Genomic DNA, 25,417 nt, shown 5'->3' with positions numbered 1-25,417 from the left:
GAATGCCCTCTGTGCATCCGCTTGATGTAGCCAATCAGTGGCTTTTTGCTCGCTGAAGGCACGTTGGCAAGGCCCTTGCTCTGTGATGAGGCATTGCTCATTGCGGGAAGCCTGCCGATGCTGGTCATTCACACACGAATCGAACCCCGGGACCACTGGGACGCCGAACTGCTGCTCACCTTCGAGGCACGCAGCAAGAGCCGCCTGCGGTGCTTCAGCACCGAACAGGAAGACGTCGGTCTGTTCCTGCCGCGTGGCCAGTCGCCGCTGTACGACGGCGAATGCCTGCAAGCCGAGGACGGGCGCATCGTGCGGGTGCGGGCGCGTCCCGAGCAGTTGCTGCACGTCACTTGCACCAGCGCCTTCGAGCTGACCCGCGCCGCCTATCACTTGGGCAACCGTCATGTGGCCTTGCAAGTAGGAGATGGCTGGTTGCGCCTGCTCGACGATTATGTGCTCAAGGCCATGCTCGACCAGCTCGGGGCCCGCTGTGAAACCCTTGAAGCACCGTTCCAGCCGGAACATGGCGCCTACGGCGGCGGCCATCATCATTCAAGGGCCGGCGAAGAAGACTTCAACTATGCGCCGCGCCTGCATCAGTTTGGCGTGCGCACATGAACAACGCCTGGGCGCTGTTGCGCCTGGCCAGCCCGCAGTTGCCGATCGGCGGCTACAGCTATTCGCAGGGTCTGGAACTGGCGGTCGAGAATGGCCTGGTGCATGACCCGGCCAGTGCCCGGCGCTGGATCGCGGATCAGCTGTTGCTCAACCTGGCGCGTTTCGAGGCACCGCTGCTGCTGGCCCATTGCACTGCCGCCGCCGATGAGGACTGGGGGCAGTTGTTGCAGTTAAGCGAGGAGCACCGTGCCAGCCGCGAAACCCGCGAGCTGCACCAGGAAAGCCGGCAGATGGGCTATTCATTGCAGCAACTGCTCAATGGCCTGGCCGAGCTGGACCGTCCGGCACGCGGTTTTCTGCAACAGATCGAGGAACCGCACCTGGCGCTGGGCTGGGCGCTGGCCGCACGCGCCTGGCACATCGCGCCACCAGAGGCGCTGGCCGCCTGGCTGTGGAGCTGGCTGGAAAACCAGCTGGCGGTGCTGATGAAAACCCTGCCGCTGGGCCAGCAGGCCGCGCAGCGCCTGACCAGCGAACTGCTGCCGGCGCTGCAAGAGGCCCGCCACCGGGCCGCCGTGCTGGACAGCCCGCAGTGGGGCGGCGCGCCTTTCGGCCTGGCGCTGGCCAGCATGGCCCACGAACGTCAATACAGCCGGTTGTTCCGGTCCTGAACCCTTGGAGAACACAATGAACAGCCAACCCCTGCGCGTCGGCATCGGCGGCCCTGTCGGCTCTGGCAAGACTGCCCTGACCCTGGCACTGTGCCTGGCCCTGCGCGAACGCTACAACCTGGCGGTGGTGACCAACGATATCTACACCCGCGAAGACGCCGACTTTCTGGTGCGCAACGAGGCGCTGGCACCGGAGCGCATCATTGGTGTGGAAACCGGCGGCTGCCCGCACACCGCCATTCGCGAAGATGCCTCGATCAATCTGGAGGCGGTGGACCAGCTCAACCGGCGCTTTCCGGGCCTGGACCTGATTCTGGTCGAGTCCGGCGGCGACAACCTGTCGGCCACCTTCAGCCCGGAACTGTCAGACCTGACGATCTATGTGATCGACGTGTCGGCCGGCGACAAGCTGCCGCGCAAGGGCGGCCCGGGCATCTGCAAGTCCGACATGCTGGTGATCAACAAGATCGACCTGGCAGACCTGGTCGGCGCTTCGCTGGAGATGATGGACCGCGACACGCGCAAGATGCGTGGCGAGCGGCCCTTCGTGTTCAGCAACCAGAAAACCGGCCAGGGCCTTGAACAGATCATCGCCTTCATTGAACGCCAGGGCCTGTTGAACACGGCCGCCTGAACCCGATTACCCGCTTGAACAAGGAACGCACCTCATGACCGCTTCGAAATCCCTTGGCCTGCTGGCCTTGCTGCTGGCACCGAGCCTGGCCTTCGCCCACCCCGGCCACGGCGATCACGGCCTGATGGCCGGCTTGGGTCACCCCCTGGGCGGCCTGGATCACCTGCTGGCGATGCTGGCCGTCGGCCTGTGGGCGGCACAACAGAGCGGCGCGGCGCGCTGGGCGCTGCCAGTGACGTTCGTCGCCACCTTGCTGGTCGGCGGGCTGCTGGGCTTTGCCGGGCTGCAACTGCCAGCGCTGGAAAGCGGTATCGCCGCCTCGGTGCTGGCACTGGGCCTGGCCGTGGCCCTGGCCGTACGTCCACCCTTGCCGCTGGCAATGCTCGCCACAGCGGTCTTCGCCCTGTTTCACGGCGTGGCGCACGGTCTTGAGCTGCCGGAGATGAGCAGTGCCTGGACCTATGCGATCGGCTTCGTCGCGGCCACCGCCGCGCTGCATGCCGCCGGTTATGCCGCCGTGCGCTATCTGCCGCGTGCTGCCGCACCGCTGGTGCGCGTCGCCGGCGCCGGCTCGGCGATGGCCGGGGCCTGGCTGCTGATGGGCTGAGTATTTTTCCCGGCCACGGCAGGATCGACGCCTGTTAACATGGCGCGCACCCGATCCTGCCTTGACGCCCGCCGATGACCCACGCCACCAGCTCCGCCCCACAGCCTGAACTGACTGCGATCTTCGCCGACCTGCAGGCGCATTTTCTGCAGGTCATCGTACCCTTGTGGCAAGGCCCTGGCTGGAATGCCGCCCTCGCACTGCCCTATGAGGCTGTGGATAACACTCAGCAGCCGCTGCCGGCGCAGCGCTACAGGGCAATGGCGTGTGCCCGGCAACTGTTCGTGTTTGCCAGCCTGATCGACCACCCTCAGGTCAAGGACGCCGCCACGCGCGCCCATGCCTTGTTCCGTTCGTTGCAACGGCACTTTCACGATGCCGAACACGGCGGCTGGTTCTACAGCGTCGACGCCCAAGGCGCACCGCTGGACCGGCGCAAGGACCTGTATACCCACGCGTTTATCATTTTCGCCTGCGCCCATTATTGGCACCGCACCCGCGAGCCACTGGCCGAATCGGTGCTCAATGCCGCCTTGAGCGTGGTGCGCGAGCGTTTCGCCGACGGCCAGGGCCTGTATGAAGCCTGCCTGGCCGAGGACTGGTCGACCCAAGGCACAGGCCCTTTGCAGAATCCGTTGATGCACCTGGCCGAGGCCTTCCTGGCCACCCTCCAGGTGCGTCCGGACCCGGCGACCACCGAGGCGCTGGACGGGTTGCTCAAGCATCTGCATGACCGCTTCATCGACCCGGCCACCGGGGTAATGCTGGAGAAACCACGCGGGGCTGTGGATAACTGGTATGAACCGGGACACCAGTTCGAGTGGTTCTTCCTGCTGCAATCGGCCCGTGAACTGCACGGCAAGCCGCTGCACCGCGCACTGACCCAGGCGTTTGTCCAGGCCCAGGCGCAAGGCGTCGATAACCGTGGCGGTGTCAGCGGCATGCTCAGGCTGGATGGCCAGGTGCTCGACGGCACCCGGCGCATCTGGGCGCAAGCCGAATACCTGCGCGCCCTGGCCCTGCGCGACGATGCGCAGGCCGACCTGCAGCGCCAGGCGCAGGCACTGCGCCAGGACTTCCTGCATGCCAGCGGCTGGAATGAGTGCCTGGATGAGCAAGGACAAGTCAGCCGCAGCGACATGCCTTCGACCACGCCTTATCACCTGGCGACCTGTTATATCGGCCTGGCCGAATACCTGCTCAACCGCACGGCCGGCGTTCCATAGGACCGGCAGAGCGGCGATCCGCTTTAGCCGGTTTTCACCAGATTTTGCGTCTGACACTCAATTGTGGGAGGCAGCAACTGGCGATGACTGGCGCAGCAGATGTACTGGTCTTGCCGGCGATGGCGATGGGACAGGCGCAGCAGGTGTGTGGGCCTTGCTGGCCTCATCGCCGGCAAGCCGCCTCCCACCGGATTGATGTGACCCTGAATCTCGSGCCTGACACCRGACTGTGGGAGGCGGCTTGCCGGCGATGGCTATGGGACAGGCGCAGCAGGTGTATGGGCCTTGCTGGCCTCATCGCCGGCAAGCCGCCTCCCACCGGATTGATGTYGCCCWGRATYTCGGGCCTGACACCAGACTGTGGGAGGCGGCTTGCCGGCGATGGCTATGGGACAGGCGCAGCAGATGTACTGGTCTTGCTGGTCTCATCGCCTGCAGAGCAGCCTCCCACAGGTTTGATGTGACGCTGAATCTCGGGTCTGGCACCAGACTGTGGGAGGCAGCTCTGCTGGCGATGGCTATGGGACAGGCGCGGCAGGTGTGTTGGCCTTGCTGGCCTCATCGCGGGCAGAGCCCCCTCCCACCGGATTGATGTGACCCTGAATCTCGCGCCTGACACCGGACTGTGGGAGGCGGCTTGCCGGCGATGGCGATGGGACAGGCGCAGCAGATGTACTGGTCTTGCTGGCCTCATCGCCTGCAGAGCAGCCTCCCACAGGTTTGATGTGACCCTGAATTTCGGGCCTGACACCGGACTGTGGGAGGCGGCTTGCCGGCGATGGCCATGGGATTTTGCCTAGCCGCGATTGCGGTCGATGGCAAAGCCTGCCCAGGTCTGGCTCACCGGCATCAGCTCCAGGCTGTTGATGTTGACGTGAGCCGGGGTGTTCATGATCCAGAAGATGGTGTCGGCAATGTCTTGCGGCTGGATCGGCTCGGCACCGGCGTAAGTGGCGTCGTACTTGGCCTGGTCGCCGTTGAAGCGCACCAGCGAGAACTCGCTTTCACACAGGCCAGGCTCCAGGTTGGTCACGCGCACGCCGGTGCCGACCAGGTCGTTGCGCAGGTTCAGCGAAAACTGGCCGACAAACGCCTTGGTGCCGCCATACACGTTACCGCCCGGGTACGGGTAGTTGCCGGCCACCGAGCCGAGGTTGACGATGCTGGCGCCACGGCCATGGCCGATCAGGCGCGGCAACAGCAGGCGCGTGGTGTAGACCAGGCCCTTGATGTTGGTGTCGATCATGGTGTCCCAGTCATCCAGGTCGCACTTGGGCGCAGGATCGATACCCAGGGCGAGACCGGCGTTGTTGATCAGGCCGCGAATAGTGGCGAACTCTTCCGGCAGGGTCGCAATGGCGCTCTCGACGGCGGCACGGTCGCGCACATCCAGCACCAGCGTATGCACACGGGTCTTGCCCGACAATTCGGCCTGCAGGACCTCCAGGCGCTCCTGGCGGCGGCCGGTCAGCACCAGCGACCAGCCAGCCTCGGCAAAACGACGGGCGCAGGCTTCGCCGAACCCGGAAGTGGCACCTGTGATGAAGACGGTGGAAGTCATCTTGTTCTCCTGAAAGGGCGCACGGTCGCGCAAGCTGTTGATAAGTACACAAGAGCGGCAGAATGCCCGTGCCTGGGCCTGTGGATCAAGTCCAAGGGGCACGATGACTTGTAGCATGAAGCACATTGAGCAAAAAACGATCAACTTTGTGTACGCCATGCCCCGTGGGCGTTACAGAAGGTTTTGCTCATCTTATCCACAGCCAGGCCCACAGTCTCTGGGGGCAAGTCAGCCGCGTTACATCCCGCGTATGGCGAGGGCTGCAGCACTGCAAAGTGGCGTTTTCACTTGACGCAAGTACGTTTCATGTCATGCCACGTTCACACAAAACCGCTGTCGATTGCCTGCAGGCCAGTGGCGGCGCTGGATTGCGAGGTCTTTCCAAGGCTTTCCCACAGACTTATCCACAGCTTTCGCGTACAGCTTGGCTGTATGAATAAACAGCCTTAAATCTGTTGACAAACCCTTGCCCACAAGCAAACAAAGGCACTGGTCATTTTTTGATCAAACTCCTGCAGCCTTTGATTTCATTGGCCTGCAGCCAGCTGCTACCAACTTATCAACAGCCCGTTCCACAGTAATCCTGAACAAGTCAAAAGCATGACAAAACAGGCCATTTCGGGGTATTTGCAAGCCTTTTGCGCGGACACCGAAAAAGGTTTTCCACAATTGCAAAAGCAACGCCCCGGACGGAAACCGGCCGGGGCGTGTTGTGGACAACTGACAGCGATGATTAATGCCCGCCCAGATAAGCGTTACGCACCTCCTCGTTGCTCAGCAGCTCCTGGCCGGTGCCTGACAGGCGAATCTCGCCATTGACCATCACATACGCCCGGTCGGAGAGCTTGAGGGCATGGTTGGCGTTCTGCTCGACCAGAAAGATGGTCATGCCGCCGGCGGCCAGCTCACGCAGGGTCGAGAAGATCTGTTTGACGATGATCGGCGCCAGCCCGAGGCTGGGTTCGTCGAGCAGCAACAGTTTGGGTCGGCTCATCAGCGCACGGGCGATGGCCAGCATCTGCTGCTCGCCGCCAGACATGGTCATGGCGCGCTGGTTGCGGCGCTCCTTGAGCCTGGGGAACAGCTCGAACATGCGCTGCATGTCTTCGGCGCAGTGCTTGTCGCCAATCGGGATGGTGCCCATCAACAGGTTTTCTTCCACCGACATGTCGGGGAACACCCGGCGCCCTTCCGGCGACTGGGCAATGCCGTTGGAGGCGATGTAGTGCGACGACTTCTGGGTGATGTCGGTGCCCTGATAAATGATCTGCCCGGCCGCGGCACGTGGCTGGCCGAAGATCGACATCAGCAGGGTCGACTTGCCGGCGCCGTTGGAGCCGATCAGGCTGACCGTCTCGCCTTCATTGATGTGCAGCGAGACTTTCTTGAGGGCCTGGATCGGCCCGTAGTACACGTCGATCTCTTTCATTTCGAGGATCGGATTGCTCATACCAACTCCTCTTCATCCGCGCCCAGATAGGCGGCGATTACTTTCGGATCGTTGCGTATCTGCTCCGGACCGCCCTTGGCAATCACGTTGCCATGGTCGAGCACCACGATGTCATCGGAAATGCCCATGACCATGCCCATGTCGTGCTCGATCAGCACGATGGTCATGTCGTGCTCGTCGCGCAGCTTGCGGATCATGCCGCTCAGGGCTTCGGTTTCCTGCGGGTTGAGGCCGGCGGCCGGCTCGTCCAGGCAGATCACCTGTGGCCGGGTGCACATGGCACGGGCGATTTCCAGACGGCGTTGCTGGCCGTAGGACAGTTCGCCGGCCAGGCGGTTGGCGCAATCGACCAGGTCGACCACTTCAAGCCAGTAGAACGCCGTGCTCAGCGCGTCCTCCTCGGCCTTGCGGTAGCCACGGGTGTTGAGAATGCCGCTGATCAGGCTGCGATTGACCCACATGTGCTGGGCCACCAGCAGGTTTTCCACCACCGACATTTCCTTGAACAGGCGAATGTTCTGGAAGGTGCGCGCCAGGCCGGCGCGGTTGACCAGGTGGGTGCCGCCGAACATCTTGTAGTACACCCGGCTGAGAAAGCTGGCCGGCGACACGAAGTCGGTGGGCTGGAACGACTCGCCCAGCAGCTTGATCACATTGGTGGTCTTGCCCCGGGTGTGCAGCTCGATACGCCCGCCGGTGGCCTTGTAGAAACCGGTCAGGCAGTTGAAGACTGTGGTCTTGCCGGCGCCGTTAGGGCCGATCAGGGCGAAGATCGAGTTGCGACGCACTTGCAGGCTGACGTCACTGAGCGCCTTGATGCCACCGAAATGCATCATCAGGTGCTCGACCGAAAGAACGATCGGGTTGTTCATCGGGCAGCTCCTTCCTGAACCAGGGCGCCTTTACGCGGCTTGACGCCGGTACGGCTGATACGAATCAGGCCACGTGGCCGCCAGATCATCATCACCACCATCAGGATGCCGAACAGCAGCACACGGTATTCGGCAAAGTTGCGCAGCAGCTCGGGGGTAATGGTCAGCACGAACGCGGCGATCACTACGCCCACGGTCGAGCCCATGCCGCCCAGCACCACGATGGCCAGGATCAGCGCCGACTCGAAGAAGGTAAACGAGGTCGGGTTGACGAAACCCTGGTACGAGGCAAAGAACACCCCGGCCAGACCTGCGGTCGAGGCGCCGATGGTGAAGGCCGAGAGCTTGACCAGTACATGGTTCAGGCCCATGGAGCGGCAGGCGATTTCGTCTTCGCGCAGCGCTTCCCAGGCACGGCCGATGGGCATGCGGGTCAGGCGATGCTTGATGAACAGCACCCCCAGCACCACCAGGAACAGCACGGTGTAGATGAACAAAAATTTCAGGTCGCCGTTGTATTCGAAGCCGAAATACTCGTGGATCGGAATCCCGCCCTCTTTCGCCCGCCGGCCGAATTCCAGGCCGAAGAAGGTCGGCGACGGCACCGGCACGCCGTTGGGGCCGCCGGTGAACGACAGCCAGTTGTTGAGCACCAGGCGAATGATTTCACCGAAGCCCAGGGTCACGATGGCCAGGTAGTCACCGTGCATGCGCAACACCGGAAAGCCCAGGATGCACCCGGCCAGCGCGGCGGCGATGGCTGCCAGCGGCAAGGCCGACCAGAAGCCCAGGCCCAGGTACTGGTAGCCCAGCGCCAGGCCGTAGGCGCCGATGGCATAGAACGCCACGTAGCCCAGGTCGAGCAGGCCGGCCAGGCCCACCACGATGTTCAGGCCCAGGCCCAGCAGCACGTAGATCAGCCCGAGGATGACCACGGTCAGCAGGTACTTGTTGGCAAAGATCGGGAAGACAATCGCGATCACGATCAGCGCCGGGATGATCCAGTACAGGCTCGACTTGTGGTCAGGCTTGAGCACATGCACGCCCGACCCGCCTGACTCGATGCCCTCGGCGATGCGCCGGCCCCTGGAGGTCTGCAGGAACAGGCTGAGCAGCAGGCGGCCAACCATGACCACCCCGACCAGCACCGCGACCCGGGCCGGTTGCAGGTTGAAGCTGTAGCCGTCGAGCACCACGCCGACGACCGGACCGAACACGATGAGCGCCAGCAGACCGGCCAGCACCGCATCGATCAGGCTTTTCTTGTAATCGATTGCTTTGATAGGAGCGCTCATGCTTACACCTTAGCCACGAGTGGGCGACCCAACAGGCCTTGGGGACGGAAGATCAGGATCAATACCAGCAGGCCGAAGCTGAACACGTCCTTGTAGTCGGAGTTGATCAGGCCGGAGAACTGCGCCTCGGCAATGCCCAGGATCAGCCCGCCCAGCATGGCGCCCGGCAACGAGCCGATGCCGCCCAGCACCGCCGCGGTGAAGGCCTTGATGCCGATGACGAAGCCGGCATAGAAGTCGAAGGTGCCGTAGTTCATGGTGATCAGCACACCGGCCAGCGCGGCCATGGCAGCACCGATGATGAACACGTAGGAAATCACCCGGTCGGTGTTGATGCCCAGGATCGACGCCATCTTGCGATCCTGCTGCGTGGCGCGGCACATCCGGCCCAGCTTGGTGCACTTGATGATGTAGGTCAGGATTGCCATGCCGGCAAAAGCGGCGATCAGGATGAAGATCTTGGTGTAGGTGATCTGCACGAAGCCGGTGCCGATCTCGAAGCGCCAGGCGCCTTCGAGCAGCGTGGGCACGCCTTGCTGGCGAGCACCCTGGCTGATCTGCGCGTAGTTCTGCAGTATCAGGGAAATACCGATGGCGCTGATCAGCGGCGCCAGGCGGGTCGAGTTGCGCAGGGGTTTATAGGCCACCCGCTCGATGACGAAACCGTAGACCCCGGTGACCACGATGGTGAACACCAGCGTGCCCAGAATCAGGAAAGGGAACGACTCCATGCCGAAGAACGACAGGACTGCCAGACCGATGGCGGTCAGGTAGGCGGAGATCATGTACACGTCGCCGTGGGCGAAGTTGATCATGCCGATGATGCCGTAGACCATCGTGTAGCCGATGGCGATCAGGCCGTAGACCGACCCGAGGGTCAGGCCGTTGACCATTTGTTGCAGGAAAATACCGTCCATCACGCACGCTCACACACTTGAAGGCCGCTCAGGGTCCTGCCTGCCGCACCTCTTCAAAGGACAGCGGCCAGCAGGTAGTCAGGCTCGGAAGAAGCCGGGGCCACGCCTGTGGCGCCCGTATCCGGCCCCCGCGTTTCAGGCGCAGGGGCTTATTGCAGACGGATTACTTCTGTTTTTCGAGTTGTTTGTACTTGCCTGTCGCGTCCCACTGGTAGACCACGTAGTCGGAGATTTTCAGGTCGCCCTTGGCATCCCAGGTCTTCTCGCCCATGACGGTCTTGACCGGGTTGGCCTTGAGCCATGCAGCGGCGGCGTCGCCCTTGTTGGACTTGGCGCCGTTGAAGCCGGCGGCCAGCGCCTGCAGCGAGGCATAGGCGTAGAGGGTATAGCCTTCAGGCTCGTAGCCGGACTTGCGGAACTCGTCGACCACCGCCTTGCTGTCAGGCAGCAGGCGCGGGTCGGCGCCGAAGGTCATGTACACGCCATCGACGTATTGCGCGCCGCCAGCGGTGGTGACCAGTTCGTCGGTGACAATGCCGTCGTCGGACATGAACTTGATGTCCTTGAGGCCCTGCTCGCGCAGTTGGCGCACCAGTGGGCCGGCCTCGGGGTGCAGGCCGCCGAAGTACACGACATCGGCGCCGGTGGAGCGGATCTTGGTGACCAGGGCGCTGAAGTCTTTCTCGCCACGGGTCAGGCCTTCATACAACACCGGTTTCACGCCCCGTGCGATCAGTTGTTTCTGCGTCGCATCGGCCAGGCCCTGGCCATAGGTGTCCTTGTCGTGGATCACCGCCACTTTCTTGCCCTTGAGCACATCGACGATGTAGTCGCCGGCGACAATGCCCTGCTGGTCGTCGCGGCCACACATGCGGAACACTTCCTTGAGCCCGCGCTCGGTGACGGTCGGGTTGGTGGAGCCGGGAGTGATAGCGATCACACCGGCATCGCTGTACACCTCAGAAGCCGGAATGGTCGAAGAGGAGCAGAAGTGCCCGACCACGCCCACGACCTTGTCCTGGTCAACCAGGCGGTTGGCCACAGCCACGGCCTGCTTGGGCTCGCACGCATCGTCACCGGCCACCAGCACGATCTTCTCGCCATTGACGCCGCCGGCCTTGTTGATGGCATCGGCTGCGGCCTGTGCACCCTTCATATACTGCTCGCCAAACGACGCATTGGCGCCGGTCATGGGACCGGCGACACCGATCTTCACGTCCGCCTGCGCAAAAGACGACACGCCCAATGCCGTTGCCACGGCCATTGCAAGAAAGCCTTTCCGGTAGAACGTCTGCGACATGAGTGGTGCTCCTGGGTTTTTTTAGTTAGCACTGCGACTACGAAATTGCTTTCAGCAAGCGCCGTGCCATCATTTTTTTATTTTTCCAAAACACAACGCCGGAGCAACATTTGCACGGCGGCGGGCCAGCAACACAAGGAGGTGCAACCGTCTGTTTCAATTGGTTGCAACCAACACACAAAAAAGCGCAACCACGGGAGACAAAAAGCAGCAACCCACCCATCCAGAGATGGGCAACCTGACGGTAACCGGATCTGTCACCGAAGTGCACACTGGCGGTGCGGAAACGCTACGGGACGCACCATTTTGAGATTAGTGGATTGTGGGCGTAACGCCGGAAAAGCTGTCGGCGGGTACGATTGATCGCAAGGGTATTGATAACCGGGCGGACGAGGAAGGGCAAACGAGCAATGCGCTGGATGTCATTCCATTTGGGCATGAACTCGCGCCCTGCGCGCGGCCCCTGCCAGTGGTGCAGACGCAAGCCTGCATATCCAGCCCTGGCTTTGCAAACCAGAGCGTGATCCGTATAAAGAGCCCGGCGCATGACGCGCCACCGAAGTCAGCCACACCCCGCAAGGACGCCCATGAAGTTCTCCACCTGCCTGATCCTGTTACTGAGCACGCTGCTGGTCGGTTGCAAGGAAAAACTGGCCACCCTGATCTTTTCAGCCGATGGGCTGCACAACAGTGAAGTGGTCAGCGCGGCATCGCCTTACTCCAACGAATCGAAGCTGGCGCGCGCCTTCGAAAAAATGGGCATCGCCCCCGGCGCCCTGCAGATCGAGCGTGACAGCGACGACCCCTGGGTGATGCACCTGCTGGCGCGCAAGGATGCGCTCGATGACCGGCAGAAGGAAATGATCAAGTGGTACCTCAAGGGCATCATCGAGGCACGCCAGCAGCCGGCCTTCAAGATGTCGCTGACCACCGCGAAAGTCGATTCCGCCGACACCCTTCCCGCCGGTGACGTTGAGGCGGCCCTGAAGCCGGTCATCTTTGAACCGTACACCTACATGGAAATCCGTGCCCTGCTACCGAAGACCTACATGCCCTACCTGCCCGGGCGGCCGCGCCAGGGGCTGCTGTGTGCAGTGCAGGTAGGGCTGCGGCCGGCGTGGTTGGCGTATACCAGGCTCGAACCCATCGAAGGGGTCATGTTCGACAATCTCGGGACGCCGAATATGCGAGGAGAACTGCGCACGACCTTGCCATCCGCAGCGCAGCGCAAGGTGCAGGTTCCGGTGTCCCTGAACATCGAGAATGCCGACCTCAGAGGGTTATTGAACGAGGGCAAGGTGCGGCTGCACCTGGCTATCAGGCCCCGTCCACTCAGCATGCCCAAGGTGCCGTACGGCGAAGTGTCGGCCATCGTGATGCTGAACTTCATTCTGGGCACCGTTGACGCGCCTGCGGATCAGTCAGCCGAGAATACCCTCGAGCAGCTCAAGCGCACCTGCACCGACCAGCTCCGGGCTTTGGGCCGGCCCTTTTCATTCAAGGCCAGCGTCGGCCTCGACAGCCTGGTCTATGTGACCTTCTGGGATGAAGAATGAGCCGCGCTGACACTGGCGTCCTTCGCGCCCCGACTGGCACCCAGACCAAAAGCAATCCGGGTCGAGCGTGAAATCAGCAGATTGATAAGCACCTGCAGGGACGGTGAGGCGAAGTGGGCGTGCATCGAGCGGGTGTCACGCCATGAGCATTCGATGATCCAGCCATTGGCATGTCCGGATGGGCGCATCTCGCAGCCTTTACAGTGCTCCGATTGCTCATCGATCAAGGCCAGCATGCTGTTGATCGCCTGGCCAAGCGCGGGGTCCATTGTGGTTTCGAACTCCATCAGATTGCTGACAAGGCGTGGCATGACATCGGACTCCCTGCGCGAAGAAATAAATGGGCACGCTTATTCAGGCCTGCAGCGCGGCCCTGAACGCGTCTGGAAGATGCCCCCCAGACGCAAGGGCACACTACGTGAGCAGCCCGGCCGGAAAATGACAAAGCATTGATCATTCCCGCCAAAGCGGTCACGCTCACCCGCGCTGTCGGTCGTGGAGCCCTTTGCCGTGCTTGCCAAGTTGATACAGTTTGTCACCTACCCCGGCGTCAGCCTGCTGGACCTGGGCGGGCCACTGGATGTCTTCATCGCCGCCAATCACTACGCCACGCCCCCCTGGCAGCCCTACTCGCTTTCGATCATTGCGCTGCAGGCCGACACGCCCGTGCTGTCGGGCTTTTCCCTCAAGGCCGAGCCACTGGAGGCTGAAACAGCGCCAGCGCATACCCTTATTGTTCCCGGCGGGCCAGGCATCCAGGCGTTCTGCCAGGACCCCGGTTTCTCCCGTTTTGTCGAACAGACCCATACCGCACAGCGCCTGGTTTCAGTCTGCACCGGCGTCTTTGCCCTGGCGGCAGCCGGCAAACTGGAAGGTCGCAACGTCACCACCCACTGGTCGGCCTACGATGAACTGGAACAGCGTTTCCCGAGCGTGTCGGTCAAGCGCGGGCCCATCTTCATCAACGATGGCAATGTGTGGACCTCTGCTGGCGTCACCTCCGGGATCGATCTGGCCCTGGCCATCGTCGAGCAGGACCTTGGGCACGCAGCGGCCCTGGAAGTGGCACGGCACCTGGTGGTGTTTCTCAAGCGCCCGGGCGATCAGGACCAGTTCAGCCCAACCCTTGCCCTGCAAGCCCAAAGCCCGCAGTTCTCGGACCTGCATGCCTGGATGACGGCTCATCTGGACAAGGATTTATCCGTGGCGGCGCTGGCGGCGTACATGAACATGAGCGAGCGCACATTCGTGCGCAAATACCAGGCGCATACCGGCCACACACCAAGCAAGCGGGTTGAGGCGCTGCGCCTTGAAGAGGTGCGCCGCCTGCTCGTGACCTCCAGCAGCCCGCTCAAGACCCTGGCGCACCGCTGCGGGCTGGGCAATGAGTCGACGCTGATCCGGCGCTTCGTCAAGGCCTTCGGCATCACGCCGGCCGAGCACCGGGCCCGCTTCGGGCCCCGGTAATGTCATGCTTCGCGTCTACGGTAGCCAGGCTTTCAAATTCCCAAGGCAACGCTCTGGTCGTCAAATTGAATGGCGGACCTGTCCGGATGGAGCAGGCCCGCTTGTTCAAGCCAGTCAACCTGTCACGTTGATCGGCCCCCCTTGAATGTCACACGGGACAGTCGATCCAGCCCTTCGCCCATATGAAATGAAAACGGCCTGCCCAAATCCCTTGCCAACTCGTCGCATTGGCGCTGACGCGCATAATAGGCACCTGAGGAAAGAGCGCCATTCTGGTGACTGCCATGACCCAGCCCGTCAATAATGAAGTTAAGGTCCTCGATCCCCTTGAATGGCCTGGATTTCATCCTGACATCGACCTTGCCTTCATCAACAAGCCTGGCCAGTTTCGGATCATGAAACCTGAGGTCGGCTTCAATAACGCCAGCATAGGCACCCTGGGACACGCGTCCAGTGACCTCGGCATTATGATCAGTCTTTTGCGCCTGCCCCGGCTCATCCGAAACCAGCCTCACGGTATAAAAAGGCAAGCCCTTTTCCAGGGAATATGAAATCTCACACTGCATGAGCGATGACGTTGTATTCAACACCAGCTCTATATAATTTCCGACCCTGAGGATGTTTATCGTCGGCTGGCCTTGGGGCTCAAGACTGAACGTCCTGGCCCTCTCGGAAAGATCAGGCGTGCCTCTGCCCTCTGGAAGTTTCACCCGCTCGGGATAAGTGTCCAGCGTGGCGGCATAGCTGGCCGCCTTGCGATCATCCAGCTGCTGTGCAAGATAATGCTGAATGCGCGCCCTTTGCAGTGGGTCCAGTGAGCGACTGACACGAAGGTGAAGTGCGTGGGCATCTTTTTTATCCGGCAGGACTTCCAGCTGCTCGACATTGACGTCCCGTTTTGATAACTCATCAAGCAACGCCTCACGATAGTTCATCTTTTCTTCGCGCCCTGGCACCTGGAATCTCCTGTCCACGGCATTATCGAAATGCAAGGTTGCAAACTCTTGCGAGCAGCCTGCCAAAAACAAAAGACTGGCCAGCACGGTGCCTTTAACCGGCAAACAACTGGGTTTCATTAAAATACCTTCAACACTCCATTGAGATGAAAACCCTACACTGCGACCAGAAAAAGTCTACCGACCGCCTTAATTCAAAGACACCACTTACATAACTTCAGGATAAATCCTACACACCATACGAACTTATCCCTTATCAAGTAAGCGATGTTGAAATAACCCGCTCACGCCCCTGTCCTGATGAAAGAAATCCCCCCTCGCCCTCCACCGCTGGCATCATGTCGCTCTCGGTACGCACATCGATCAGGCGGCCTGACCCTTGAGCCTCGTGCTGCCAAACCTACTTTTGTCCAGGTCGCGCCGTGCGCGCGGCCATGCCGGAGTCACCCGATGAGCGAGAGCGCTTTCTCCGAACGCATCGTGCAGAACCTGATCGACACCGATTTCTACAAGCTGACCATGATGCAGGCCGTGCTGCACAACTACCCGAACGTGGATGTGGAATGGGAGTTTCGCTGCCGCAATGGCGAGGACCTGCGCCCTTACCTGCCGGAAATTCGCCAGCAGATCGAGCGGTTGTGCGAGCTGTCGCTGGGTGACGAGCAACTGGGCTTCCTGGAAAACATCACCTTTCTGAAGCCGGATTTCCTGCGCTTTCTCGGCCTGTTCCGCTTCAATACACGTTATGTAAAGGCCAGTGTCGAGAACGATGAATTGTGCATTCGCCTGCACGGGCCGTGGCTGCATGTGATTCTCTTTGAAGTACCGCTGCTGGCCATTGTCAGCGAGGTGCGCAATCGTCACCGGCATCCGGAAATCATCCTCGATCAGGCCCGCGACCAGTTGCACGCCAAGTTCGACTGGTTGAGCGCCAATGCTGCTGCCGATGAACTGGCGGAACTGAAAGTCGCCGACTTCGGTACGCGCCGACGCTTTTCCTATGCCGTGCAGGAAACCGTGGTCGAAGTGCTCAAGCGCGATTTCCCCGGCCAGTTCGTCGGCACCAGCAATGTGCACCTGGCGCAGAAAATGGACATCAAACCACTGGGCACCATGGCCCATGAGTGGATCATGGCGCACCAGCAACTGGGGCCACGGCTGATCGACAGCCAGAGCGCCGCCCTCGACTGCTGGGTGCGCGAATACCGCGGCCTGCTGGGTATTGCCCTGACCGACTGCATCACCACCGATGCCTTCCTGAGCGATTTCGATCTGTATTTTGCCAAGCTGTTCGACGGTTTGCGGCATGACTCGGGTGACCCGGTGAAGTGGGCCGAAAAATGCATTGCCCACTACCATAAGCTGGGCATCGAGCCGATGAGCAAGACCCTGGTGTTTTCCGATGGCCTGAGCCTGCCACGCGCCCTGGAGATTTTTCGGGCACTGCGCGGGCGCATCAATGTCAGTTTTGGTATCGGCACCAACCTGACGGCCGACATTCCGGGTGTCAAACCGATGAACATGGTGCTGAAAATGACGGCCTGCGCCGGCCAGCCGGTGGCGAAGATTTCCGATGAGCCGGGCAAGGCCCAGTGCAAGGATCCCAACTTTGTCGCCTACCTGCGCCATGTGTTCAAGGTGCCCGCAGAGCCCGGCAAATAAGTCTCCAATCCTCATTTCACAAGGAGCGTTTCATGCAAGCCCTACAACGCCAGATTGCCGAACACCTCAAGGTCCAGCCGCCGTTTGCCGATGACGCTGCGCTGCAGGCCGAAGTGACCCGACGTGTCGAGTTCATCAAGCAATGCCTGCGCAATGCCCGCCTCAAGGCCCTGGTACTGGGCATCAGTGGCGGCGTCGATTCCCTGGCTGCAGGCTTGCTGGCCCAGCGTGCGGTGCGTGAGCTGCGCGAAAGCACCGGCGACACTGCCTATCGCTTTGTGGCGGTACGCCTGCCTTATCACGTCCAGCATGATGAGCACGAAGCCACCGCCGCCGTGGACTTCATTGCCCCGGATGAGCGCCATACCGTGAATATCGGCCCCAGTGTCAAGGCTCTGGTGGCCGAGGTCAGGGCGTTCGACGACCAGACACCGGCAGCCGTGGATTTCGTGGTCGGCAATACCAAGGCCCGTGCACGCATGGTGGCGCAGTACACCATCGCGGGTGCCTGCCAGGGCCTGGTGATCGGCACGGACCATGCGGCTGAGGCGGTGATGGGCTTTTTCACCAAGTTTGGTGATGGCGCCTGCGACCTGGCACCGCTGAGCGGCCTGGTGAAGAACCAGGTGCGTGCTATCGCCCGCAGTTTTGGTGCGCCGGAGTTTCTGGTAGAGAAAGTGCCCACTGCCGATCTGGAAGACCTGGCCCCCGGCAAGCCGGACGAGGCGGCGCATGGCGTGACCTATACCGAGATCGATGCCTTTCTGCATGGCGAGCCGGTGCGTGAAGAGGCGTTCAGGATCATCAGCGAGACCTATGCCAAGACCCAGCACAAGCGGGAATTGCCTTACGCGCCTTGATGGCTGGCGGGAAGGGCCTGAGGGGTGTCATGGCCTTTCCCGATACCGTGGTGCGCCGTTCCCGGCTGAAGCGGATCGCCGCCCAGTCGGTACTACGGGATTCTGCAGGGTTCTGAACGGAATTACTTCAGGATTACATCGCCTTGCATCACGGCGACGTGGCCAGGGAACGAGCAGAAGAATTTGTATTTTTCTGCCGGATCGAGCTTCGAGACATCGAAGGTCACCGAATCGCTTTCACCGCCACCGATCAGTTTGGTATGGGCGATGACGCGGGTGTCGCCTTCCTTGATATGACCGTTATCGATACTGGCGCTCATGCCATCGGTGGCGACGCCTTGCATGTCGCTCTCTTTGGTCAGCACCCAGTTGTGGCCCATGACATTCCTGGGCAGGTTGCCGATGTGCTTGAGCTCGACGGTGAAAGTCTTGCAGCTCTTGTCGATTTCAACGGCCGGGGTGGTGAATTGCATCATGTCGTTGGACTCGACCGTGGCCTTGCATTCGGCGGCCAGCACCTGGCCGCTGGCCAGGGTCAACAGGGACAGCATCACAAGCTTGGCGCTCATGTAAAACTCCTGAGAATAATAGGGTGTGCCGAGAAGACTGCCTGATCCGGGCCAGGGTTCCAATCATCTGCGGCAACGTGACGCCGCCTGCGGTCAGCCTTCGACCGGCATCACCGTCACGCTGACTTCCGGGTCATGGCTGCCGCCACCCAGGATCACACCGCGCAGGGGCGATACATCGGAAAAATCCCGGCCCCAGGCCAGGGTGATGTGCTCCAGCGCCGGCTGGATATTGTTGGTCGGGTCGAAATCGACCCAACCCAGGGCCGGACAGAACACCGACACCCAGGCGTGCGAGGCATCGGCGCCGATCAGCCGGGGCTGGCCGGGAGGTGGCTGGGTCAGCAGGTAGCCGCTGATATAGCGCGCCGCCAGGCCACGCGAGCGCAGGCAGGCAAGCATCAGGTGGGCGAAGTCCTGGCAAACCCCGCGCCGGCGCTCCAGCACTTCCACCAGCGGCGTGGCAACCTGGGTGGCCTCGGCGTCGAAGGTGAACTCCTTGAAGATCTTTTCCATCAAGGCCTGGGCGCCCAGCAGTACCGGGCGACCCGGCACGAAGCAGTCGTCGGAGAAGTCCGTGAACGCACGCTTGAGGTGAATGTAGGGCGATTCGAAGCGATAGCGACAGGCATCCAGAATGTTGGCATTCAAGGGCTGGGCGCTGTAGGTCAGGGCATTGCGGGTCAGCTCCCAGGCGCTGGACTGTTCGAAGTCCAGCACCGGACGCTCGAGCACCTCGACGCGCAATTGGGCATTGATCTGCAACTCGTCGTGCGGGCGCTCGAAGGCCAGGCGGGTCACCGGGTTGCCGAACACATCCAGCTCGTCGCGGCGCATGGTCGGCACCGGGCTGATTTCCAGTTGCTGCTCCAGGCAGCGCTGCCACGGACTGTTGCGTGGCCACAGGTGCGCCAGTTGCTGAGCCAGCGAGACCGGGCTGTCGTAGTGGTAGTGAGTATCGTGAAAGATCTGGTAGTGAGCACTCATCAGACGGACACCGTACGCTGGCTGACATCATCGACATGGGCAAAATGGCGCAGTGCCAGGCGATCGGAGACCTGGCCACTGGCATCGCCCACGGCTTGCAACAGGTCGGCCAGCGCTTCCAGCGCCGAGGCCACGCCGCTGTCACCGAACAACGGGTTTTCCAGGTTGCCCAGGTCAACACGCGCCAACTGCCGGGACAGGTCAGCCAGGCTGTTGTCACGCGGCGAGTCGAAGGTTTCGTTCAGGCGCCGCAACGAGCGCGACACCTGCTTGAGCTGGAACAGCACGGCATGCGGGTTCTGCTCGTCGAGCAGCAGCAGGTCCAGCACCGGGATCAGCTGCGGCACGGCCATGTAGCGCGAGCGGTAGGTGATGCTGCTGTTGCCCAGCTCCAGCAGCCACTCCAGCGCCGGCTGGTCCTTGACCGCCGCCCCGCGCAGAAAGGCCGCCAGGGTGTTGCTGAGAAAGCGCAGGCGTTCGATGCGCCGGCCGATCATCAGAAAGCTCCAGCCTTCGTCACGGGTCATGTCGTCCAGGGCAAACCCGGACAGCGCCGCCAGCGACATCACCAGGCGGTTAAGAAAGTCCAGCAACTCGCCAAAGTCCGGCGTCTCGGTTTCCAGGCTCTGGGCTTCGCGCTGCAACTCGATCAGCGCCTGCCAGTTTTCCCGGGACAGCTTGCCGCGCACCTGCGAGGCGGCCCACTGCAAGCGCTGCAGGCTGGCGCGCAGGCTGAACACCCAGTCTTCCCCTACAACAGCGGTCAGCAGGCGCTGCTCCAGGGTCTCGTCTTCTTCGACCTCGGGCAGCAGTCCCAGGCGCTCGGCCAGTTCGACCGCCGCCTGCAAGGCCAACGGGTCGTCGCCGTCGATGTAGCGCGCCAGCATGATGCGCAGCAGCCGCGCACTGTCGTCGCAGCGTTCGCTGTAACGGCCGAACCAGAACAGGTTTTCCACCACCCGCGACGGCAGGTAGGGGTCGCGGCGAATCAGGTCATGCACGCCGATGCTGCGCCGCCCCTTCCAGGGTTCGCTGGCATGGGCACGCTCGCCCAGCACCCAGGTGTCCTTGCTGGCCCCGCCACGCTGCATCGACACCACGTCGGCATTGGCTTGCGCCGCGACACGGGTCAGGCCGCCAGGCAATACCCGGTAGCCTTCTTCGCTGGCCACCGCGTACAGGCGCATGCCAATCGCACGCGGCTCCAGGGCGGTACCGTCGTCCTGTAACACCGGTGCCTGGGACAACTGCGCCAGTTCCTGGGCCACATAGGCGTAGGGACGCGCCTGAATGCGCCGAGCCAAAGCCTCGCGCTGCGTGTCATCCAGGTCACGACCGAACACCGGCGCAAAACGTTGCGACGGAAAGGTCGGCTTGAACAGCAGGTCGGGCAGTTTCTCCAGCGCCTGCTCCAGCACTGGCGGCTCACCGCACCACCAGGTCGCGATCGACGGCAACAGCAGCGTTTCGCCGAACAGGTGCTCGCAGATCTTGGGCAGGAACCCCAGCAGGCCGGGCGATTCCAGCACGCCGCTGCCCAGTGCGTTGGCTACCAGTACCTGGCCCTGGCGTACCGCTTCAAGCAGCCCCGGCACGCCCAGGGCCGAATCGGTGCGCAGCTCCAGCGGGTCGCAGAAGTCGTCGTCGAGCCGGCGCATGATGGCGTGAACCCGGCGCAGGCCGCTCAGGGTCTTGAGGTAGACCTTGGCATCACGCACCGTGAGGTCGCCGCCTTCGACCAGCGGGTAACCCAGGTGGCGCGCCAGGTACAGGTGTTCAAAGTAGCTTTCGTTGAAACGTCCCGGCGTCAGCAGCACCACCAGCGGCGCCTCCTGGTCGGCCGGCGCCTGGCGGGCCAGGGTCTGCTGCAAGGTGTCGAAAAAACCCGCCAGGTGACGGACCTTGAGGTCGCGGTAGATTTCCGGCAGGGCGCGGGCAACGCTCTGGCGGTTTTCCAGGGCATAACCGGCGCCCGAGGGTGCCTGGGTACGGTCGGCAGTCACCCACCAGCGTCCGTCAGGGGTGCGTGCCAGGTCCACTGCATACATGTGCAGAAAGGTGCCTTCGGGCGGTTTCATGCCTTGGCATGGCCACAGGAAGTTGTCGTGTCCGAACACCAGTTCGGCCGGCAGCAAGCCTTCGGCGATCAGGGTCTGCGGCCCGTAAAGGTCGGCCAGCACGGCATTGAGCAGGCGTGCACGCTGGGCGATGCCGGCTTCGATCTGTTGCCATTCATCGGCCGCAATCACATGCGGCAACAGGTCCAGCTCCCAGGGCCGGTCGGCGCCCTTGGGGTCGGCATAGACGTTGTAGGTCACGCCGTTTTCCTGGATCTGCCGGGTCAGCAAGGCCTGACGCTGCACCAGTTGCGTCGGACTGCTGCGTTGCAGATGCGCATGCAGGCGCCGCCAGTGCGCACGCAACGTGCCTGGGGCGTCGAGCATCTCGTGGTAGGTCCCCGGCGAAAAGGGGTAACAGTCAAGCAGATCAGGCATGCAAGGCTCGGCAGATGGCGATGGGTACGACAGGTTGACTCACACGGATGTCACTACGGTGCTGCCGAGTGCGGTCGTATGAAACGATTGTGCTCGCTACGTTTTTACGCCGCCTTGCAGGTCATGCAAGGCGGCGGGCCGTCAATCACGATCGGTCAGTCCCGGGGCGCCGGTCGGTGGCGGCGCATATCCAGCGTCATCGGCAGCTCGGCGTTAATATTGAGCGCCGGCACACTGAGTTTGCCCGGTGTATGACCGAAACGGAAAAAGCGCGCCAGGCGCCGGCTTTCCGCTTCGTTGCCGTTGACCGGCAGGGTCTCGTAGTTGCGCCCGCCCGGATGGGCGACATGATACTCGCAGCCACCCAGTGAGCGCTGCATCCAGGTGTCTACCAGGTCGAAAACCAGCGGCGCATGCACCGGGATGGTCGGTTGCAGGCAATTGGAAGGCTGCCAGGCACGGTAACGCACCCCGGCCACGAACTCACCCACCGTACCGGTCGGTTGCAGCGGCACCGGAATGCCGTTGCAGGTCAGCACGTAGCGCTGCGGCGCAAGGCCCTTGAGGCGCACCTGGAGCCGTTCCAGCGAGGAGTCGACGTAGCGCACCGCCCCGCCGCCGGAACCCTCCTCACCCAGCACATGCCAGGGCTCCAGCGCCTGGCGCAGTTCCAGCTCGATGCCATTGACCTCGTAGTCGCCCACCTTGGGAAAACGAAATTCCAGGTGCGCGGCGAACCACTCGGCTTTCAGCGGATACCCTGCCTCGTTGAGTTCGGTGATGACATCGGCAAAATCCTGCTCGATGAAATGCGCAAGCATGAAGCGATCATGCAGTTCGGTGCCCCAGCGCGCCAGCCGCTCGGGCTGGTAAGGCTCGCGCCAGAAACGCGCCACCAGGGCCCGCAGCAACAGTTGCTGGGCCAGGCTCATGCGCGCATGCGGCGGCATCTCGAAGGCGCGCAGCTCCAGCAGGCCCAGGCGGCCGCTGGCGCTGTCGGGCGAATACAGTTTGTCGATGCAGAACTCGGCGCGGTGCGTGTTGCCGGTGACATCGATCAACAGGTTGCGCAGCAAACGGTCGACCAGCCAGGGCGCGACCTCCTCGCCGGGGGCCGGCATTTGCGCAAAGGCAATTTCCAGCTCGTACAACGAGTCGTTGCGCGCCTCGTCGATGCGCGGCGCCTGGGAGGTCGGGCCGATGAACAGCCCGGAAAACAGGTACGACAGCGAGGGGTGGTTATGCCAGTAGCTGATCAGGCTGCGCAGCAGGTCAGGACGGCGCAGGAACGGCGAATCGCCGGGCGTCGCGCCACCGAGCACGAAATGGTTGCCACCGCCGGTGCCGGTGTGGCGCCCGTCGATCATGAATTTCTCGGTGGTCAGGCGGGTCAGGCGCGCCTGCTCGTAAAGAAACTCGGTGCGCTCGACCAGCTCATCCCAACTGGCGGACGGCTGCACGTTGACCTCGATCACACCCGGGTCCGGGGTGATGCGGAAGTTGGCCAGGCGCGGATCGCTCGGCGGCTCGTAGCCTTCGAGCAGGACCGGGCACTGCAGCTCTTCGGCGGTGGCCTCGATCACGGCCACCAGCTCCAGGAATTCCTCAAGTTTCTGCAACGGTGGCAGGAACAGGTACAGGCGCCCTTCGCGCACTTCGGCACACAGTGCGGTGCGGGTCAGCCAGTCGGCAGACTCGTCGATTTCCGGTGTGCGCTCGGTGTCGTCTGCGCTAGCAGGCGCCGCCGTGGCCAGACTGGCGGCATCCGCCAGCGCCGGGAAATCCTGATTGGGATCATTGGGGTGAATGAACGGGTATTCAGCCGCCTTGACCCAGGGCTGCGAGGCCAACGGCAGGCGATAGCCCAGCGCCGAATCGCCCGGCACCAGGCGGCAATGTTCATCACGCAGGTACCAGCGCCCACTCTGCCACTGCTCGCCGGCAGCGGTACGGGCCAGCGGCAGCACCTGGCCGATGACCTTGTCCAGGCCCTGATGGAACACCTTGCGCAAGCGCGCACGCTCCATCTCGTCGCTCAGCCGCGCGTCGATGGCACTGACGTTGACCGGCAACTGGCCTTCGCGCCACAGGTAGTAGAAATTGTCTTCATACGCCGGGAACACGAAGCGCGAGGCCACGCCCAGGCGTTCGGCGACACTGGCCAGGAAGCGGGCGGCCAGTTCGCTGGTGGCGCCATGATCACGCTGCTCATCGGCGACCAGCTCGGGATTGCGCCACACTGGCTGGCCGTCCTTGCGCCAGAAGCAGTTCAGCGACCAGCGCGGCAGTTGCTCGCCGGGATACCACTTGCCCTGGCCGAAATGCACCAGGCTGCCGGGCGCGTAATGCTCGCGCAGGCGCTGGAACAATTGCGCCGACAGGCGTCGCTTGTTAGGGCCCAGGGCGGCGGTGTTCCATTCGGCGCCGTCGCGGTCGTCGATGGACACGAAGGTGGGCTCGCCGCCCATGGTCAGGCGCACATCGCCCTGCTCCAGGTCACGGTCAATCTGTTGCCCGAGCGCAAGAATCTCGTCCCACTGCGTGTCGGTGTACGGCTGGGTCACGCGCGGTGCTTCCCAGATGCGGGTTACCGACATCTCGTGGCTGAATTCGCTTTCGCACGGCTCGACCAGCCCGCTGATCGGCGCCGCCGACGACGGCTCCGGGCTGCAGGCCAGCGGAATATGCCCTTCACCGGCCAGCAGGCCGGAGGTGGCGTCCAGGCCGACCCAACCGGCGCCCGGCAGATACACCTCGCACCAGGCGTGCAGGTCGGTGAAGTCCACGTCGGTGCCGGACGGGCCGTCCAGCGCCTGGACATCGGCCTTGAGCTGGATCAGGTAACCGGACACGAAGCGTGCCGCCAACCCTAGGTGACGCAGCAACTGCACCAGCAGCCAGGCCGAGTCCCGGCATGAGCCGGAGGCATTGCTCAATGTATGCTCAGGGGTTTGCACCCCGGGCTCCATGCGGATCAGGTAGCCGATGTCGCTGTTGACCCGCTGGTTGAGCGCTACCAGAAAATCGATGCTCGGCAACGGCTCGCGCGCAATGCCTTGCAAGTAGGCCTCGAACTTCGGCGTCAGCGGCAGCTTTTCCAGGTACGGCGCCAGTTCACGCAGCTCTTCGCTGGCGTAGGTGAACGGAATCTTTTCGGCATAGGGCTCGAGGAAAAAGTCGAACGGGTTGAACACCGCCATTTCCGCGACCAGGTCGACCTCGATACGCAACTCGTTGGTCTTCTCGGGGAAGACCAGGCGTGCCAGGTAGTTGCCCTGCGGGTCCTGCTGCCAGTTGATGAAGTGGTTGTCCGGCAGCACCTTGAGCGAGTAGGACAGCACCCGCGTGCGGCTATGGGCAGCCGGCCGCAGGCGTACCACTTGAGGCCCGAGTTCGACTGCGCGTTCGTAGCGGTAATGCGTGACGTGATGCAAGGCGATATGAATCGACACGGCGTGCCTCCTGCGAGCCTGAACAAGTGCCTGGGCCGCGCAAGACTTATGCCATCGGCGACAGGCCCGGCGCCCAAGGCCTGAATAATGCGCCTAAAGGCAGGCCGAGCACCACCTTGGCGCCAGAGTTCATTGTGCGTGCGCAGATGCGCACACAAAAAGGGCGCAATGGCCGGCGCAGGCGATGGGCGCCAACCGTCAGCCAGTGGGGCTGGTCAGCCCTGCAGGCTGCACGCCCAAACGCAAGACGCCAACCCGAAGG

At 62.6% G+C, this 25,417-nt stretch carries 21 protein-coding genes; 9 read left to right on the top strand and 12 right to left on the bottom strand.

Annotated elements, in window-relative coordinates; all coding sequences use genetic code 11:
• Window positions 1–117 precede the first annotated feature (117 nt).
• From ureE to ASF84_RS20595, 5 genes are all read left to right on the top strand, one after another.
• Window positions 118–618 (top strand): urease accessory protein UreE, encoded by a 501-nt coding sequence (gene ureE, locus ASF84_RS20615; RefSeq protein WP_056840695.1) that lies wholly within the window; start codon window positions 118–120, stop codon window positions 616–618.
• Complete coding sequence (locus ASF84_RS20610; RefSeq protein ID WP_056840694.1) at window positions 615–1,289, top strand: urease accessory protein UreF; 675 nt, start codon at window positions 615–617, stop codon at window positions 1,287–1,289. Before ureE ends, ASF84_RS20610 begins: the two co-directional genes overlap by 4 nt.
• A gap of 16 nt (window positions 1,290–1,305) precedes the next feature.
• Window positions 1,306–1,923: an urease accessory protein UreG gene (ureG, locus tag ASF84_RS20605; RefSeq protein WP_056840693.1), complete on the top strand. Its 618-nt coding sequence runs from the start codon at window positions 1,306–1,308 to the stop codon at window positions 1,921–1,923.
• Between the two features lie 34 nt (window positions 1,924–1,957).
• Window positions 1,958–2,530, top strand: a complete 573-nt coding sequence (locus ASF84_RS20600) for a HupE/UreJ family protein (protein ID WP_056840692.1) — start codon at window positions 1,958–1,960, stop codon at window positions 2,528–2,530.
• A gap of 74 nt (window positions 2,531–2,604) precedes the next feature.
• On the top strand, window positions 2,605–3,756 hold the full coding sequence (locus tag ASF84_RS20595) for an AGE family epimerase/isomerase (RefSeq protein WP_056840691.1): 1,152 nt from the start codon (window positions 2,605–2,607) through the stop codon (window positions 3,754–3,756).
• A gap of 796 nt (window positions 3,757–4,552) precedes the next feature.
• Here ASF84_RS20595 and ASF84_RS20590 read toward each other — a convergent pair.
• From ASF84_RS20590 to ASF84_RS20565, 6 genes are all read right to left on the bottom strand, one after another.
• A complete protein-coding gene (locus tag ASF84_RS20590; RefSeq protein WP_056840690.1) occupies window positions 4,553–5,317 on the bottom strand; it encodes an SDR family oxidoreductase in 765 nt (254 codons plus the stop codon).
• 733 nt (window positions 5,318–6,050) lie between these two features.
• Window positions 6,051–6,767 (bottom strand): ABC transporter ATP-binding protein, encoded by a 717-nt coding sequence (locus tag ASF84_RS20585; protein WP_056840689.1) that lies wholly within the window; start codon window positions 6,765–6,767, stop codon window positions 6,051–6,053.
• Window positions 6,764–7,639, bottom strand: a complete 876-nt coding sequence (locus ASF84_RS20580) for an ABC transporter ATP-binding protein (protein WP_056840688.1) — start codon at window positions 7,637–7,639, stop codon at window positions 6,764–6,766. Before ASF84_RS20580 ends, ASF84_RS20585 begins: the two co-directional genes overlap by 4 nt.
• The gene (gene livM / locus ASF84_RS20575) at window positions 7,636–8,934 is read right to left on the bottom strand and encodes a high-affinity branched-chain amino acid ABC transporter permease LivM (protein WP_056840687.1); all 1,299 of its coding nucleotides are present in this window, start codon (window positions 8,932–8,934) and stop codon (window positions 7,636–7,638) included. The genes ASF84_RS20580 and livM overlap by 4 nt, the downstream gene beginning before the upstream one ends.
• A gap of 2 nt (window positions 8,935–8,936) precedes the next feature.
• Window positions 8,937–9,851: an ABC transporter permease subunit gene (locus tag ASF84_RS20570; protein ID WP_056840686.1), complete on the bottom strand. Its 915-nt coding sequence runs from the start codon at window positions 9,849–9,851 to the stop codon at window positions 8,937–8,939.
• Window positions 9,852–10,014: 163 nt separating this feature from the next.
• The gene (locus ASF84_RS20565) at window positions 10,015–11,151 is read right to left on the bottom strand and encodes a branched-chain amino acid ABC transporter substrate-binding protein (protein WP_056840685.1); all 1,137 of its coding nucleotides are present in this window, start codon (window positions 11,149–11,151) and stop codon (window positions 10,015–10,017) included.
• Between the two features lie 587 nt (window positions 11,152–11,738).
• Between ASF84_RS20565 and ASF84_RS20560 the strand changes: the two genes are divergently transcribed.
• Window positions 11,739–12,707 (top strand): hypothetical protein, encoded by a 969-nt coding sequence (locus ASF84_RS20560; RefSeq protein WP_056840684.1) that lies wholly within the window; start codon window positions 11,739–11,741, stop codon window positions 12,705–12,707.
• On the opposite strand, the gene ASF84_RS20555 is transcribed toward ASF84_RS20560, so the two are convergent.
• A complete protein-coding gene (locus ASF84_RS20555; RefSeq protein WP_056840683.1) occupies window positions 12,680–13,018 on the bottom strand; it encodes a hypothetical protein in 339 nt (112 codons plus the stop codon). The two genes, ASF84_RS20560 and ASF84_RS20555, sit on opposite strands and share 28 nt — an antisense overlap.
• A 199-nt stretch (window positions 13,019–13,217) precedes the next feature.
• On the opposite strand from ASF84_RS20555, the gene ASF84_RS20550 reads away from it, so the two are divergent.
• Window positions 13,218–14,174 carry a GlxA family transcriptional regulator gene (locus tag ASF84_RS20550; RefSeq protein ID WP_056840824.1) on the top strand — a complete coding sequence of 319 codons (957 nt, stop codon included), beginning with the start codon at window positions 13,218–13,220 and terminating at the stop codon, window positions 14,172–14,174.
• 122 nt (window positions 14,175–14,296) lie between these two features.
• Here the strand turns inward: ASF84_RS20550 and ASF84_RS20545 are convergent, their stop codons facing one another.
• Window positions 14,297–15,250 (bottom strand): hypothetical protein, encoded by a 954-nt coding sequence (locus ASF84_RS20545; RefSeq protein WP_156684311.1) that lies wholly within the window; start codon window positions 15,248–15,250, stop codon window positions 14,297–14,299.
• 330 nt (window positions 15,251–15,580) lie between these two features.
• Between ASF84_RS20545 and pncB the strand changes: the two genes are divergently transcribed.
• Window positions 15,581–16,792 carry a nicotinate phosphoribosyltransferase gene (gene pncB, locus ASF84_RS20540; protein WP_056840681.1) on the top strand — a complete coding sequence of 404 codons (1,212 nt, stop codon included), beginning with the start codon at window positions 15,581–15,583 and terminating at the stop codon, window positions 16,790–16,792.
• 32 nt (window positions 16,793–16,824) lie between these two features.
• The gene (nadE, locus tag ASF84_RS20535; protein ID WP_056840680.1) at window positions 16,825–17,652 is read left to right on the top strand and encodes an ammonia-dependent NAD(+) synthetase; all 828 of its coding nucleotides are present in this window, start codon (window positions 16,825–16,827) and stop codon (window positions 17,650–17,652) included.
• 122 nt (window positions 17,653–17,774) lie between these two features.
• On the opposite strand, the gene azu is transcribed toward nadE, so the two are convergent.
• The 4 genes from azu to ASF84_RS20515 form a co-directional block, all read right to left on the bottom strand.
• On the bottom strand, window positions 17,775–18,221 hold the full coding sequence (gene azu, locus ASF84_RS20530) for an azurin (protein WP_056840679.1): 447 nt from the start codon (window positions 18,219–18,221) through the stop codon (window positions 17,775–17,777).
• Between the two features lie 93 nt (window positions 18,222–18,314).
• Complete coding sequence (locus ASF84_RS20525; protein ID WP_056840678.1) at window positions 18,315–19,208, bottom strand: transglutaminase family protein; 894 nt, start codon at window positions 19,206–19,208, stop codon at window positions 18,315–18,317.
• The gene (locus ASF84_RS20520) at window positions 19,208–21,703 is read right to left on the bottom strand and encodes a circularly permuted type 2 ATP-grasp protein (RefSeq protein ID WP_056840677.1); all 2,496 of its coding nucleotides are present in this window, start codon (window positions 21,701–21,703) and stop codon (window positions 19,208–19,210) included. The genes ASF84_RS20525 and ASF84_RS20520 overlap by 1 nt, the downstream gene beginning before the upstream one ends.
• Window positions 21,704–21,858: 155 nt before the next feature.
• Window positions 21,859–25,155: a transglutaminase family protein gene (locus ASF84_RS20515; protein ID WP_056840676.1), complete on the bottom strand. Its 3,297-nt coding sequence runs from the start codon at window positions 25,153–25,155 to the stop codon at window positions 21,859–21,861.
• Window positions 25,156–25,417 lie beyond the last annotated feature (262 nt).

It is taken from the genome of Pseudomonas sp. Leaf127 (assembly GCF_001423155.1).
Classification (GTDB): Bacteria; Pseudomonadota; Gammaproteobacteria; order Pseudomonadales; family Pseudomonadaceae; genus Aquipseudomonas; species Aquipseudomonas ovata.
Note: the sequence above shows the minus strand (reverse complement) of the source record. Positions and strands in the feature narration are given on the sequence as shown.

Bases quoted from the DNA above. Each gene is read 5' to 3' on its own strand.
- ureE (WP_056840695.1), top strand. From the start codon at position 118: ATGCTGGTCATTCACACACGAATCGAACCCCGGGACCACTGGGACGCC.
- ASF84_RS20610 (WP_056840694.1), top strand. From the start codon at position 615: ATGAACAACGCCTGGGCGCTGTTGCGCCTGGCCAGCCCGCAGTTGCCG.
- ureG (WP_056840693.1), top strand. From the start codon at position 1,306: ATGAACAGCCAACCCCTGCGCGTCGGCATCGGCGGCCCTGTCGGCTCT.
- ASF84_RS20600 (WP_056840692.1), top strand. From the start codon at position 1,958: ATGACCGCTTCGAAATCCCTTGGCCTGCTGGCCTTGCTGCTGGCACCG.
- ASF84_RS20595 (WP_056840691.1), top strand. From the start codon at position 2,605: ATGACCCACGCCACCAGCTCCGCCCCACAGCCTGAACTGACTGCGATC.
- ASF84_RS20590 (WP_056840690.1), bottom strand. From the start codon at position 5,317: ATGACTTCCACCGTCTTCATCACAGGTGCCACTTCCGGGTTCGGCGAA.
- ASF84_RS20585 (WP_056840689.1), bottom strand. From the start codon at position 6,767: ATGAGCAATCCGATCCTCGAAATGAAAGAGATCGACGTGTACTACGGG.
- ASF84_RS20580 (WP_056840688.1), bottom strand. From the start codon at position 7,639: ATGAACAACCCGATCGTTCTTTCGGTCGAGCACCTGATGATGCATTTC.
- livM (WP_056840687.1), bottom strand. From the start codon at position 8,934: ATGAGCGCTCCTATCAAAGCAATCGATTACAAGAAAAGCCTGATCGAT.
- ASF84_RS20570 (WP_056840686.1), bottom strand. From the start codon at position 9,851: ATGGACGGTATTTTCCTGCAACAAATGGTCAACGGCCTGACCCTCGGG.
- ASF84_RS20565 (WP_056840685.1), bottom strand. From the start codon at position 11,151: ATGTCGCAGACGTTCTACCGGAAAGGCTTTCTTGCAATGGCCGTGGCA.
- ASF84_RS20560 (WP_056840684.1), top strand. From the start codon at position 11,739: ATGAAGTTCTCCACCTGCCTGATCCTGTTACTGAGCACGCTGCTGGTC.
- ASF84_RS20555 (WP_056840683.1), bottom strand. From the start codon at position 13,018: ATGCCACGCCTTGTCAGCAATCTGATGGAGTTCGAAACCACAATGGAC.
- ASF84_RS20545 (WP_156684311.1), bottom strand. From the start codon at position 15,250: ATGAAACCCAGTTGTTTGCCGGTTAAAGGCACCGTGCTGGCCAGTCTT.
- pncB (WP_056840681.1), top strand. From the start codon at position 15,581: ATGAGCGAGAGCGCTTTCTCCGAACGCATCGTGCAGAACCTGATCGAC.
- nadE (WP_056840680.1), top strand. From the start codon at position 16,825: ATGCAAGCCCTACAACGCCAGATTGCCGAACACCTCAAGGTCCAGCCG.
- azu (WP_056840679.1), bottom strand. From the start codon at position 18,221: ATGAGCGCCAAGCTTGTGATGCTGTCCCTGTTGACCCTGGCCAGCGGC.
- ASF84_RS20525 (WP_056840678.1), bottom strand. From the start codon at position 19,208: ATGAGTGCTCACTACCAGATCTTTCACGATACTCACTACCACTACGAC.
- ASF84_RS20520 (WP_056840677.1), bottom strand. From the start codon at position 21,703: ATGCCTGATCTGCTTGACTGTTACCCCTTTTCGCCGGGGACCTACCAC.